Origin of the sequence: Burkholderia lata (assembly GCF_902499025.1) — a bacterium.
Taxonomy (GTDB): domain Bacteria; phylum Pseudomonadota; class Gammaproteobacteria; order Burkholderiales; family Burkholderiaceae; genus Burkholderia; species Burkholderia lata_C.
In genome coordinates this window covers 26050-39078 of record NZ_CABVPW010000046.1, presented here as the reverse complement: position 1 = coordinate 39078, position 13029 = coordinate 26050, and the positions used below count along the sequence as shown (strand labels likewise).

Annotated in this window: 12 protein-coding genes; 2 read left to right on the top strand and 10 right to left on the bottom strand. The window is 64.3% G+C overall.

Features of this window, described 5'->3' with window-relative positions:
• Positions 1 to 35: 35 nt before the first annotated feature.
• From sctC to BDI24065_RS34085, 10 genes are all read right to left on the bottom strand, one after another.
• Positions 36 to 1823: a type III secretion system outer membrane ring subunit SctC gene (gene sctC / locus BDI24065_RS34130; RefSeq protein ID WP_175034896.1), complete on the bottom strand. Its 1788-nt coding sequence runs from the start codon at positions 1821 to 1823 to the stop codon at positions 36 to 38.
• A gap of 39 nt (positions 1824 to 1862) precedes the next feature.
• Complete coding sequence (locus tag BDI24065_RS34125) at positions 1863 to 3326, bottom strand: helix-turn-helix transcriptional regulator (RefSeq protein ID WP_175034895.1); 1464 nt, start codon at positions 3324 to 3326, stop codon at positions 1863 to 1865.
• Between the two features lie 147 nt (positions 3327 to 3473).
• On the bottom strand, positions 3474 to 4289 hold the full coding sequence (gene sctT, locus BDI24065_RS34120) for a type III secretion system export apparatus subunit SctT (RefSeq protein ID WP_175034894.1): 816 nt from the start codon (positions 4287 to 4289) through the stop codon (positions 3474 to 3476).
• 6 nt (positions 4290 to 4295) lie between these two features.
• The gene (locus BDI24065_RS41585) at positions 4296 to 4811 is read right to left on the bottom strand and encodes a hypothetical protein (RefSeq protein WP_175034893.1); all 516 of its coding nucleotides are present in this window, start codon (positions 4809 to 4811) and stop codon (positions 4296 to 4298) included.
• The gene (gene sctN, locus BDI24065_RS34110; RefSeq protein ID WP_175034892.1) at positions 4811 to 6157 is read right to left on the bottom strand and encodes a type III secretion system ATPase SctN; all 1347 of its coding nucleotides are present in this window, start codon (positions 6155 to 6157) and stop codon (positions 4811 to 4813) included. The genes BDI24065_RS41585 and sctN overlap by 1 nt, the downstream gene beginning before the upstream one ends.
• Positions 6154 to 7044: a type III secretion system stator protein SctL gene (sctL, locus tag BDI24065_RS34105; protein WP_254609915.1), complete on the bottom strand. Its 891-nt coding sequence runs from the start codon at positions 7042 to 7044 to the stop codon at positions 6154 to 6156. The genes sctN and sctL overlap by 4 nt, the downstream gene beginning before the upstream one ends.
• Positions 6942 to 7715, bottom strand: coding sequence for a type III secretion protein HrpB4 (locus BDI24065_RS34100; RefSeq protein WP_175034891.1), 774 nt, complete (start codon positions 7713 to 7715; stop codon positions 6942 to 6944). The genes sctL and BDI24065_RS34100 overlap by 103 nt, the downstream gene beginning before the upstream one ends.
• On the bottom strand, positions 7716 to 8468 hold the full coding sequence (gene sctJ / locus BDI24065_RS34095; RefSeq protein WP_175034890.1) for a type III secretion system inner membrane ring lipoprotein SctJ: 753 nt from the start codon (positions 8466 to 8468) through the stop codon (positions 7716 to 7718). It abuts the gene before it with no gap.
• Between the two features lie 101 nt (positions 8469 to 8569).
• Positions 8570 to 8956, bottom strand: coding sequence for a type III secretion protein HrpB2 (locus BDI24065_RS34090; RefSeq protein ID WP_175034889.1), 387 nt, complete (start codon positions 8954 to 8956; stop codon positions 8570 to 8572).
• A gap of 16 nt (positions 8957 to 8972) precedes the next feature.
• Entirely contained in the window at positions 8973 to 9632 is a 660-nt protein-coding gene (locus tag BDI24065_RS34085) for an HrpB1 family type III secretion system apparatus protein (RefSeq protein ID WP_175034888.1), read from the bottom strand.
• A gap of 207 nt (positions 9633 to 9839) precedes the next feature.
• On the opposite strand from BDI24065_RS34085, the gene sctU reads away from it, so the two are divergent.
• Positions 9840 to 10907, top strand: a complete 1068-nt coding sequence (sctU, locus tag BDI24065_RS34080) for a type III secretion system export apparatus subunit SctU (protein WP_175034887.1) — start codon at positions 9840 to 9842, stop codon at positions 10905 to 10907.
• A 20-nt stretch (positions 10908 to 10927) separates the two neighbouring features.
• Positions 10928 to 13021 carry a type III secretion system export apparatus subunit SctV gene (gene sctV / locus BDI24065_RS34075; RefSeq protein ID WP_175034886.1) on the top strand — a complete coding sequence of 698 codons (2094 nt, stop codon included), beginning with the start codon at positions 10928 to 10930 and terminating at the stop codon, positions 13019 to 13021.
• Positions 13022 to 13029: the final 8 nt, after the last annotated feature.

The window sequence follows — 13029 nt, the reverse complement described above, 5'->3', positions numbered from 1 at the left end:
GCGCATGACGCGTGCTCGAAGCGCAAGCTTGATCGTCAGAAATGCAGGATTCGCGGCGTCAGCAGGAACACGCGTTCCATGTGCTTGTGCGACCGGTTTGTATCGCGGAACAATGCGCCGACCAGCGGAATCTTCGACAGCCACGGCACGCGCGCGACGCCGTTCGAATCGTTGTCGGTGCTGTAGCCGGCGATCAGCAAGCTTTCCCCGTCACCGACGAACGCCTGCGTATTGATCTCGCTGCTTGTGATCACCGGCAACGTATCCACCTTGTCGCCCGTGATCTGGCCGTCCTCGATGTGCACGTCGAGCTTGATTCGCGTCACGCCGTCATCCTTAACGACCATCGGCAACACCCGTAACGACACACCGGTCGACACCGCGTACAGGTCACCCGCCGTATAACCCTGGACGCGCACGAAAAAGCGGGTCTTGTTGTCCATCACCGCCTCGACGTTGTCGAGCGTGGCGACCTTCGGACTCGCGTCGATGCGCGCTTCCGACGTCGATTCCAGCGCGGTGATCCGCGCGAGCAGATAGCGTCCCGCATTGCCGAGCACCGCCGTGATCGCGCCGCCGACCGGTGTGGTGGCAACGGCAGTGGTGCCGTCGGACAGCGTCGTGACGCCGAAATTCGGGTTGATATTGCCGTTGTAGCCGTTCTGTTGCAGTGTTCCGCTGCCCGTCTGAATGTCGACATGACTGTTGTGTGCTCGCCAGTCGACGCCGATCTGTCTCAACAGGTCGTCGTTGATTTCGATGATGTGCGCCTCGATTTCGATCAGGTTGGGCCGTGCATCGAGTTTCTCGATCAGCGGCGCATACAGCCCGATCCGCTGCGGCGTGTCGCGGATCAGCACCGAGTTGGTCGTCGGGTCGGCTTCCACCACGGGCAGGCTGTCGTCACCGCGTCCCGCATCGGCCATCGCACCGTCCGAACGGCTGGATTGCGTATCGATGACCGCCCCGTTCTTTCCGCCGCCTGACGCAGGCCCGTTTCCGAGCAATCCGCTCACCAAGCTGCGTGAAGCATCGCTGCGCTCCATGCCCGGCGGCAGCGGCGGTCGCAGCGGCGACCCGCCGTCGGTGCCGCCGCTCACATCGGATAACCCCGACAGGCGTTGCAGACCGCCGATCGCAGCTTTCGAACCGGCGCCGGCCGTGCCGGATTGCTTCGGATGATAAAGATTCGACACGACCGTCGCCACGCCAGGCACGACGATGGGTTTGCCGTCGATCTGAACCTTGTGATCTGCGGCCCACGCGCTGCGGAGCTTGAACGCCTGCACGACCGTTCCGTTCGCCCGCTGCAAGGTCTCGTCGAGATGCTTCGCCACGCTGCTGACCATCTGCACATACTGCGGCGGCCCGCTGACGATCAGCGTTCGCGCGCCGTTGTCGTAGGTAATCGGAAATCGTTTGTCGTCGAGACCCATGCTTCGCAAGGTCGAGTTGAGGTCGCCGATCGACGCGTTGTCGAGGCGGACGATCTGCCGCGTCACGTCATTCGCGTTGCTGATCGACATCACGCTGCCGTCGTAGAACCACACGAATCCGAACGTCGCGGCCAGCGTGTCCAAGATGCGTTGCGGCGGCATGTCGAAGCGCCCGGTGACCGTTCCCTGAACGTTGTCGGCAATCGACGCCGTCACGCCCTGGCTGGCAAGCAGGTCACGCAGCACGTCCTTCAGGTCCTTGCCTTCGGCCGTCACGTGCGCGACGCCGTTGCGCCAGCGCACCGCATCCGCATGCGCGGCGCCCGAGGCCGTCAGCCCGATCACCCCCGCGGCCCACGCCGCGCGAAACATCATCGTTGGTCTCATCGCAGTCACACACTCGTCACGAAAGGAAGAATCGGTTTGTTATCGCCCGAGCGTGTGAGACGGCGCTTCGTCAAACTGCATTCGGTAACCGTTGATGAGCGTCGAACGGCTCTGCACGCCCCAGCGCGTAGCCGTGGCGAGCACCCCGCCGTTGGATGCCACGCCGTCCACGAGTTCGGAACGGATGCGCTCCATGCGCTGGCGGCGGATCAGCTCGCTCGGCGACATGTTCAGGAACTTCCTGAACGCACTCTGCAACGCGCGCTCCGTCACGCCGACCGCCACCGCGATGTCACGTACGGAAAGATCGGCATGTTCGAGATTCTCGAGCAGGAAGCTGTACGCGCGACGGTACCGGGCAGGCAGCCGCGCACCGATGTCGTCGAGCTGCGACGTTTCGCGGATCTTGCGTTCGAGGAACGGAACGCGCACCGACAACGCCTCACGCAGGCACTCCATCGATGTCAACGCATAACGGCTGTAGAGTTGCTGCGCGTCCTGCATGCGGCCCTGCGCCTGGCGGGTCTTCGCTGCGCAATACAGGTACTCGATCTGCCGATGCCCGGCGAGGCCCGCCTGGCCGGTGCAGTACAGAGGCTCGAGGATCAGGTCTGCCGCTTGCGTGGCATTGCACGCGAGCATCGCAAGCGCGATCTCGAGCCGCAGCGTTCTCTGGTAGTCGTGGAGGTTCTGATCACGCGCCCAGTTCACGTGTTTCAATAACCGCTCGCCTGTATTTCGATCCGATCCGGTCGCTTCGCGCAGTTGAAGCAGATAGTCGATACGGGCCCGTAACACCGGCATCTTCACACACGCGACGTCCGCAACGCTCTCTTCGGCCTGGAGATAATCGTGCAGCGACATGCGCGCCAGGCGGCCATGTTTCGAGCCGGATTGCCAGTAGACGTGATCCTGCAACGCGGAGGACGAGCGCAGCGAACACTGCATCGCGATGTCGAGCTTCAGCGTCACGATGAGCTCCCGCCAGTACGGCATGGTCGGCTCTTGCGTGTGTTCGACAAGCGCGCGCAATTCGTCCAGCTCGGCCAGCGCCTCGGTTACGCGGCCCAGTTCGTAGAGCACGCTGACGATGCCGACGCGCACTTCGACGAGGCGGTTCGTCGTGATGCATTCCTCGTCCGCGGCACGACCAAAGCATGCGAGCGCGGTACTGAACCGATAATGGACAAATGCCTGCCATGCGGTGTTGCGGCACGATTCCGCCCGCATCGCCTGACGTGGCGCGCTGCTCATGCGCTGGGCCGTTCGATAGACTTCCTCGGCCTCCACGTCGCCGCCGGTCAGCAATTGCATGTCGGCATGCAGTTGAAGGCCGCTGGATCCGGCAGCCGGTGCGTCGACGTCATCCGCCCATCGACTCGCGAGCTGCCGCGCAACGCCGATATCACCGGCGAAAATCAGGGTTCCGAATCGCTCACGATCCGAATTGAAACCGGGTGTTCCAAGATATGCGGCAAGCGGAAAATAAAGTGTCGAGAACATGTCTGATCCCCAGTGCACGCAGGCGTTTCAGCGCTGCAATGGAGACCAGCGTAACCCAATTAAGTATCAAGAAACTCAACTAATCTTATTTCCTAATATTTATTGAGAAATGTTGAGTGTGCAATTCCCGTCGAGAGAATGGTTCGATCATTTCGCGTGATTCTGGAAGACATGACGCCACTGCGCTTCGAGCGAACGCAGCGCCAGTTGGCCTTGCACCTGATCGACGAACAGCCCGATGAACATCGCGAGCATAGCGATCGCGACGGCCGCCTTCACCGGCTGGCTCAACGTCGAGATATCGAGCTTAGACGCGGATTTCGATATGAAACCGAACGCGATATCGATCAGCACGAGGATGAACAGCATTGGCGCGGCGAGCTTCGCGATCGACTGCATCAACGTATCGGTCTGCCGGAGGACGAACGACTCCACGACGTCGCCGAAGATCGGCATGCTCTGCGACACCGGCCACCAGTTGTACGATTCGTAGAGCGTCCCGAGCAGGAACGTCATCCCGCCGAGCGCCCAGAAAGCCATGATCGCAACCTGTTGCAACAGCGTGCCGACCGGCGTGCTTTGCATCTGGCTGACCGGATTGGTGATCTGAATGTTGTTGTGCCCGGTCAGATCGTCGATATACACACCGACGCTTTCGGCAACCCAGAAAACCGTCGACGCCGCATACCCCAGCACGAGGCCGATCGCGGCCTCGCGCAACATCACTTCGATCAGGAACACGCCATGCAATGATTCGCTGAACGCGATCGGCTGGCCCACCGCCACATAGGCGCTGAACACGATCGCCAGCGCATTGCGCACCAGCCCCTGGATCACGCCGTCCGCGGTTGGCGGGAACACGAACATCAACACGGACAGCCTGAGCGCGCAGACCCCCGTGACGGTCAGATAGCCGATGAAGAGGTCATGCAGGGTAACCAGCGGTTCGAGCGTCTGGATCATCGGATGTCATCCTTGCAGCGCGCGACGCCGGATGAACCGGGAGGTCGCCATTTCTTCGTTCTCTTCGTCCTGGGCATCCTCGCGCGCAGAGTCCCGCGCCCGGCGGATCGCCGCGATCCGTTCATCGCATCGCTCGATCTTCTGCATGGCGGTCGCGATCTGTCGCTCAAGCTTCGAGATCGCGCTTTCGGCGCGCTCGAGTTCGCCGTCGAGCTTGTCCAGTTCGGCCGTCATCGCGCGTTTGCGGTCGCTCACCACGCCGATATATCGCACGCACTGATTGAACGACTCGATCGAGAAACCGTCGCCGTCGCTCGTCATGCGATCGATACGCGCTTGCTGGCCGGCGATGATCTGCGCTTCGCCATCGATCTGCTCGCACTTCGCCGCGCGGCGCGCCAGCAGTGCGTTTCGCTCGTCGAGCCGCGTGGCGAGCTCGCCGCGCCATCCGTCGATCTCGCGGGTACGGCGGGCATTCGCATGCGCGAGCGCGGCAATCCGACGCTGGTCGACAGCCGTCATCAGGCGCCGACCAACGCATAGAGCTGCGCTTCCGTATCGGCCGGTTCGACAATCTCGTCGGTATGCTGCGACAGGAATGCCTTGATCTCGTCGTGCCGCTCGATCGCCTCGTCGGCCAGTTCATTCGCACCCGGTTTGTATTCGCCCATCTGCAACAGCATTTCGATTTCGCGGTACTTCGCCATCAGGGTACGCACCCGCGCGGCTGCGTCCACATACGATGCGGGCATCACCTGCGACATCACGCGAGACAGGCTGCCGAGGACGTCGACGGCCGGATACTGGTTGCGGGCCGCGATCTCGCGCGACAGGATCATGTGCCCGTCGAGAATCCCGCGCACTTCTTCCGCGATCGGATCGCTGCTGCTCTCGTCCTCGGCGAGTACCGTGTAGAGCGCCGTGATCGAACCGGTCGCGCCCATGCCGGCGCGCTCCAGCAGGCGCGGCAGCTCGGCGAAGATCGAGGGCGGGAACCCGCGCCGGGCAGGCGGCTCACCCGCGGCCAGGCCGATCTCGCGCCCGGCCCGCGCGAAACGCGTCAGCGAATCCATCATCAGCAGCACGCGCAGGCCACGGTCGCGAAAGTACTCGGCGATCGCGGTAGCCACATAGGCGGCCTTCGCGCGCTCCATCGACGAGCGGTCGGAGGTCGCGCACACGACCACCGAGCGCGCCATGCCGGCGGGCCCGAGAATCAGTTCGACGAACTCCCGCACTTCCCGGCCACGCTCGCCGATCAGCGCGATCACGTTGACATCGCAGTCGGCGCCCCGCGCGAACATGCCGAGCAGCGTGCTTTTACCGACGCCCGCCGGCGCGAAGATCCCCATCCGCTGCCCTTCCGCGAGCGTCATCATCGCGTCCACCACACGCACTCCGGTGGCGACGGGCGTATCGATCAGCCGCCGGCTCATCGGTTCCGGCGGGGACGCGAACACCGGCTGCCACTCGTCGGATTCGATCGGTGGGCCGCCATCGACGGGATCGCCGAGGCTGTCAATGACGCGCCCGAGCAGCATGTCGCCGACCTTGACCGAGAGCGAGCGCCCGAGCCCGATGACCTGAGTCGAGCGCGAAATGTCCGTCAATCTCGAGAATGGCGACACCAGCGCGAAATCGCGCGTGAAACCGATCACCTCCGCATGCTGCAGCAGGACGCCGCCCGGCGTGCGCAGCTCGCACAGCTCGCCGAGCGATACGTCGAGGCCACCGACCTTGACGAGCGTGCCGATCACTTCGATCACCTTGCCGGTGCGCGACACGCCCGGCTGCAGGAGAATCTCGCGCTCGATCTCGTCCGTCAGCCGCTTGAATCCCAGCGTCTGGTCAAACCAGTCTCCCTTCATCGCGACACCTCGGCGGGTTGCGCGCCATCGGGCTCGACATCATCCGCGGCCGTCCACGTGCGCGCATCGCCCGCATCGACCTGATCCTGGTAGATCGGACGCTTCAACGCGCGGGAAACCGCCCGACGCATCGCCTGCAATTGCGTTTTCAGGCTTGCGTCGACCGAGCCGAAATCGGTTTCGCAAATGCATGCACCCGGCGCAAGCTGCTTGTCGGTGACGATCGACACGGGAATCGGCCGGCCGAGAGCGTGCCATTTCGCCGCCAGCTGATCAAATGCGGCACGCGCCGATTCGTAATCCTGCGGATTGACCGAGACGCGCAGGTACGTGGAGTTTTCGATGATCCGGTCGACGGTCGACAACGCGCGCAAGAACAGCGCCTCGCGATCCACACTCTGAACGATGCTTTCGACCGCCGACGCAACGATGTCCGCCAGTCGCTCGCGCATGCGAACCTGCAAACGATTCTGCGCATCGGTTGCATCGGCGAGACGCTCCACCCACTCCGCCAGCGCGCGGTTCGAGCCTTCGCGATAACCACGCTTCGCGGCGGCCTCATAGGTGTCGTGGGCCTCTTCCAGCAACGACCCGGCCTGTTCCTCGGCCGCCGCGACGATCTCCGCGGCCTCGGCCCGCGCCTGCGCGAGCACGCGTGCCCGATCCTCCTCGAGTTGCTCGTAGGCGTCGGCGATCGACAAGAGATGACCGAACGTCTCGCGCCGGACCACGTCCCCGTGCAAGCCCAACTGCACGTCCTCGCCAGCTGCGAGCCGGCTGTTGTTCAGCCAAATAACCATGCCCACTCCTGGAGCAATTCCGGCAGGCGGCGAAACAATCGCCCGGTGCCCGCCTCGTCGTGTTGCGTCGGCAATGCGTTGAACCATGCCGGGACCGCCAGATGCCGGGGCAACGCCAGTCGGGCCAACGGAAACGGCAACGCGCCAGCCACGTTCAGGTCGCGAAGCATCAGCAACATGCCCTCGACGGCCAGCTTGTCCGCGTCGACGGCAGCCAGCGGCGGCATCGACGCCGCCGCGAGCCGCGCAATATCGTTCGCGCTGTCCGGATTCGAGCCGCTCATCAATCTGTCCAGGTCGAGTCCGGTCCATTCGGCGAGCCGTCGCTGCGCGCGCCGGTCGATCAACCGCCGGACGTCGCCGCGGCGCAGCAGTAACGCACGCATTCGGCAGATCTGCATGGCCAGCCCCGCCGGCACGACATCCAGCAGCGCCGCATTCGGTTGCGCCGCGGAGACCGGCCCGGCACGCATGAATCCGCCTTGCGACAGCGCGGCGATCGCGGGCGGCGCCACGCCCAGCGCGCTGACCAGTGCGCGGGAGCAGCGGGCGGCGATGTCCGGCGACGCGCATGCCAGCATGTCGCGCCAGTTCACCAGCGATTGCTCCGGCACGTCGAGCGACGCCGCCATCCACGACGGATGCACCCAGTCTGCGGCCTGATCCACGTTGCTCCGGTAACAATCGAGCGCGGCCGCGACGCGCACGGCCGGCGCACCCGAGTCGAACTTCGCCGGGGTCGCGAGTGCGGCCACCACCTATGATTCCTTGCGGGCCGTCCGCATGCGCGCGGCGAACGTGTCCAGCCAGCCCGACAGCACCGGCGCACGGCGTTTCACTCCGAAATGGTAGACCGCGAATCCGGCGCCCGCGACCAGCACGACAAGACCGGCGAAGAGCATCGCGATCGACCACGGGCTCGACGCGGGCGCGGCGAGCCGCGACAGTTCGAGCGGGTTGGCCGCGACGGTCGTGACGCTCACGTGGTCGTACGTCAGCCCTTCGACGCTATGCATGACGAGCGTCTTGATCTGCGGGATCAGCGTGTTGATGTCCGTGTCCGGGCGATACTTGATGAACACCGCGGCCGACGACGGCTTGATGTCCTGCGCGAGCGGATCGTTGTTCGGCAGCACGATCTGGACGCGCGCGACCATCACGCCGTCGATCTTCGACAGCGTCGACGACAACTCCTGCGAGATGCCGTAAACGAATCTGACTCGCTCTTCCGTCGGTGTCGAGACGAGCCCGTCCTTCTTGAACAGATTCCCCAGATCGTCGAACTTGCTGCGCGGCAATCCGTGCGCGCGCAGCACCTGCATCGCGCGCACCAGCTGGCGGTCCTCGACGTCGAGCGTCCAGTTCTTGCCGCCATCCGAACTGTCCTTGCTCGCTTCGATCCCCTGCTCGAGCAGCGCAACCAGCATTTCGTTGGCATCCTGCTCGGTGAGATTGCCGTATACCTCTTTCTTGCATCCCGCCAGCACGACCGCGCAAAGCGTCACGATCATCAAGCTGGACACCAGGCGGCCCGACTTCACGGGAGCATGCGCCGCGTGGCTTGCATGGCCGATCGCGGCGTTTCGCCCGGTTCGATTGCAGAAGGGGAATTTCATTGGTTCTTCATCAGGGTCTGAACCGACGACTTCGACGATTCCACCAGGCTCATCTTGACCTGCATGTTCATTTGCATATTCGCGAGTTCGAACATCATCTGCACCGAACGGTCGGTCATCTCTGTCAACGACATCCCCGGCATCTCCTCCGGCAGCCGCTGCACATCCTCGATCGTCTTCATGAACTGCGCATCCTGCGCCGCGATCGCATTCGCGACCGGCGAAGGCTGGCCGGCGGTGTCATGCGAGGGCGGCGTCATCGACGCACGCTCCATCAACATCCTGAACTTGTCGCCCAACTCGGGCGTTCCGGCGACCGGCATCGGCGCCACCGTTTCGGCGGCAGCGTTCAGCGCCACCTCTGGCACGGTTTCGATGGACATGTCGATCCTCCGTGATTCAGGCGCGCAGATAGGTACTGCCGCCCTGGAAAACTTCGGCCGCGCTGGCGTGATCGCGCCGCGTGTCGCTTTCCGGCTCGCCGGTGTCGACTGCCACGGGGGATTCCTGCAGCGACGCGGGAACGGCGAACGGTTGGCCCGGACGATGGTCGCGTACCGCCCGATCCACCTCGTCCTTCACTTCGAGCGCCCGCACAAGCGCGCGCGTTTCCTTGTTGTCGGGATCATCCGCGAGCGCTTCGCCGGCAACCTGCCGCCACGCCGGATCGTTCATGGACGACAGCGTGAACGCCAGCAAGGCCTTCGCATAGCCAAATTTCGGCCGCAGTTCGATCACACGCAGCAGAATCTGGCTCGCCTCGTGCCACTGCCCTTTCACCATGCGCAGGATGCCGTCGAGGGTATCGATCTCGACGACCCGCGGGCGCAGGACCCGCAGCGCATCGATCACCTGCTCGATGTCGAACAGGTCGACGTGCGTATTCGGAAAGTTGTCCAGCAGCGCAAAGGAAGCCGTCTCGATCAGCCCGCCGATGATGTCCGGGCTACAGTTCAGATACTCGGGCGTGTCTGCAGTCATGGCTTGTGCTCCTGCGATGGATTTGTGACTGACGCGGCAGCGTCGTCGGACCGATGTCGGCACCGTCGACCATAACAACTCTGCCTCACCGGCCCGATACGGGCGCGAAGCAAGTACGCGCGATGCGAAGCATGCCGCCGTCGCGACGGCCTTGCCGGGTGTGCTTCGGCTCGCGCCCCGTCACTTCGCATCGCGGGCCCGCGTTTTCCTAGGCAACGCTAGTGTCGAGCCGGAAGCACCACGACGTGCCGCGCGATCCGGCCGAACCCGTCACCGCAGACAGCCATGAGCGACGAAAAAACCGAGCAACCTACCGACAAGAAACTCGAGGACGCACGCGACGACGGCGAGGTATCGCGCAGCGCCGATTTCGCCGGCGCGCTGTCGATGGCGGGCGCGCTGGTCGCCCTGGTCGCGTCGATGCCGCTCATGCGTGACGGGCTGCACGAGATCGTGTCGATTCCGCTTTCGTTCGTCCCGCAGGAGCATACGCTGCAGACCGTCGACGACAACCTGCTCCGGGTCGGCGCCGAGGCGCTGAAGATGATACTGCCGTGTGTGCTCGCCGCCGCGCTCGCGTCGATAGCTGGCAGCATCATGCAGGTCGGCTTTCGCATCGCCACCAAGCCGGTCACGCCGAACATGGAAGCGGTCAGTCCGGCAAGCGGCCTGAAGCGGATCTTCTCGGCGAAGAGCCTGATCGATTGCGTAAAAATGATCGTCAATGCGATCCTCATCGGCGCGGTGATGTGGCAATCGATCAAGTGGCTGTTCCCGCTCGTCGTGGGGTCCATCTACCAGCCGATCGCTGGCCTGTCGATGATGTTCTGGGACATGCTCGCGAAGCTAGGGGCAATTTCGATCGGCATCTTCTTGCTGATCGGCGCGATCGACATCAAGCTGCAGCGCTTCCTGTTCATCAAGAAAATGAAGATGAGCAAGGACGAAGTCAAGCGCGAGCGCAAAGAGCAGGACGGCAGCCCGGAAATCAAGCGGGAACGCCGCCGCATCGCCCGCGAGCTGGCCACGGCGCCGCCGCAGTCGAGGATCGGCCTCGCGAACGTACTCGTCGTCAATCCCACCCACTTCGCGGTCGCGGTGCGTTATGCGCCCGACGAGCATCCGCTGCCTTTCGTGATCGCGAAGGGCATGGACGCGAATGCCGCATCGTTACGGCGCGCCGCCCGCGACGCCGGCGTGCCGATCATCGGCAACCCACCCGTCGCGCGGGCGCTCTACAAGGTCACGCTGGACCATCCGGTGCCGGAAGAGCTGTTCGAGGCGGTTGCCGCGATCCTGCGCTGGGTCGACGCGATCGGCACGAGCCGCGAGCCCGATTCGTACACCCCATGACTTCTTCGCCGAGCACTCCGATGACCAAGTTTCTCAAGATTCCGGCGGGTGGCGAAATCGGCGTCGCGATGCTGGTGATCGCGATCATCTCGCTGATGATCCTGCCGCTGCCGCCCGAGTTGATCGATATCCTGCTCGCGTTCAATATTGCCATCAGCGTCACGCTGCTGATGGTGACGATGTACGTGCCGGACATCGTTTCGTTGTCCGCGTTCCCGTCGCTGCTGCTGTTCACCACGCTCTACCGGCTGTCGCTGAACATCGCGTCCACCAAGTCGATCCTGCTGCATGCGGACGCCGGCCACATCATCGAGAGCTTCGGCAAGCTCGTGGTGGGCGGCAATCTCGTGGTCGGGCTGGTCGTGTTCATCATCATCACGACCGTGCAATTCATCGTGATCGCGAAAGGCTCGGAACGGGTCGCCGAGGTGGGCGCCCGTTTCACGCTCGACGCGATGCCGGGCAAGCAGATGAGCATCGATGCGGATCTACGTGCGAACCTGCTCACGCCCGAGGAAGCCAAACACCGGCGCGCGACGCTGGCGATCGAAAGCCAGTTGCACGGCGGGATGGACGGCGCGATGAAGTTCGTGAAAGGCGACGCGATCGCCGGCCTCCTGATCACGACGATCAACATCGTCGCGGGGATCGCGGTCGGCGTCGCCTATCACGGGATGAGCGCGGCGGAAGCGGCTAACCGATTCTCGGTCCTGTCGGTCGGCGATGCAATGGTCTCGCAGATTCCGTCGCTGCTGCTATCGGTGGCGGCCGGCGTGATGATCACGCGCGTCGCCGACGAACGGCATCACAAGCCGCGCTCGCTGGGCGAGGAGATCGGGCGCCAACTCGGGTCGAGTTCGCGCGCGCTGTATTTCGCGGCGTTGCTGCTGGCCGGCTTCGCGCTGGTGCCGGGCTTTCCAGTCCTGCTGTTCCTGCTGCTGTCCGCGACGCTCGCCTTCGCCGCGCACCGGCTCGACCGGCGGCAACCGCAGCGCGCGCCGGCGACCGATGGCCTGCAGGCCATGCAGCGCTCGGGTGCGAAAGCCGATGCGCCGTCGATCATGTCGCGCGCGCCGCAGTTCGCGTGCCCGATCGGCGTACGCGTCGCGCCCGACCTGATGCCGCGTCTGGCGTTGCCCGCGCTCGACAAGTCATTCGGCGAAGAGCGGGCGCGCCTGGAGGAGGAGCTAGGGCTGCCGTTCCCGGGCATCATGATGTGGACGCATGCGGCGCTGCCTGCCATGCACGCGGAAATCCTGATTCACGACGTGCCGCACCTGTTGATCGAACTGCCGCCCGGCATGGTTATGCTGCCGGAATCGGCGCACATCGCGTCGGGTATGGCGCTGTCGCCGGACGAGATCCGGCAGCGCGACGCCCTCGTCGCGACATGCGAGCCGCGCAAGCCGATCGCCCCCGACGGAGCGGCCACCCACTGGATCGAAGCGCGCGACGTACCCGACCGGATCCCGGCATGGGGCGCCGAGCAGGTGATCGCCCACGCGTCGATCGCGTTGATGCGCCGTCACGCAACGCAGTTTCTCGGCATCCAGGAAGTCCAGTGGATTCTCGATCAGCTCGGCAAGGACCATGCGGGGCTCGTCACTGAGGTACAGAAGGTGCTGCCGCCGCCACGGATCGCCGACGTGCTGCGGCGCCTGCTGGAAGAACAGATCTCCATCCGCAACGTGCGAACCATAATGGAAAGCCTGATCTCCTGGGGGCCGAAAGAGAAGGACATGCTGATGCTGACCGAGTATGTCCGGGGCGACCTGTCGCGCTTCCTCGCGCATCGGGCGACACGCGGCGCGCGCACGCTGCCCGCGGTGCTGCTCGACCTGCCCGTCGAGCAGCACATCCGGCAGTCGATCAAGCAGACGCCGACGGGCAACTTCCTCGCGCTTGCGCCCGACGAGATCAGCCTGTTGATCGACAAGATCCAGTCCGTCGTCGGCCAGCGGCCGACCGACGGCGTCGTACTCGTCACGTCGATGGACATTCGCCGCTACGTGCGAAGAATGATCGAAAGCAAGCTCGGCTGGCTGGCGGTGTACTCCTACCAGGAACTGGGTGAGCACGTGGATCTGCGCCCGATCGGCCGAATCTCCGACTGACGCCGCGT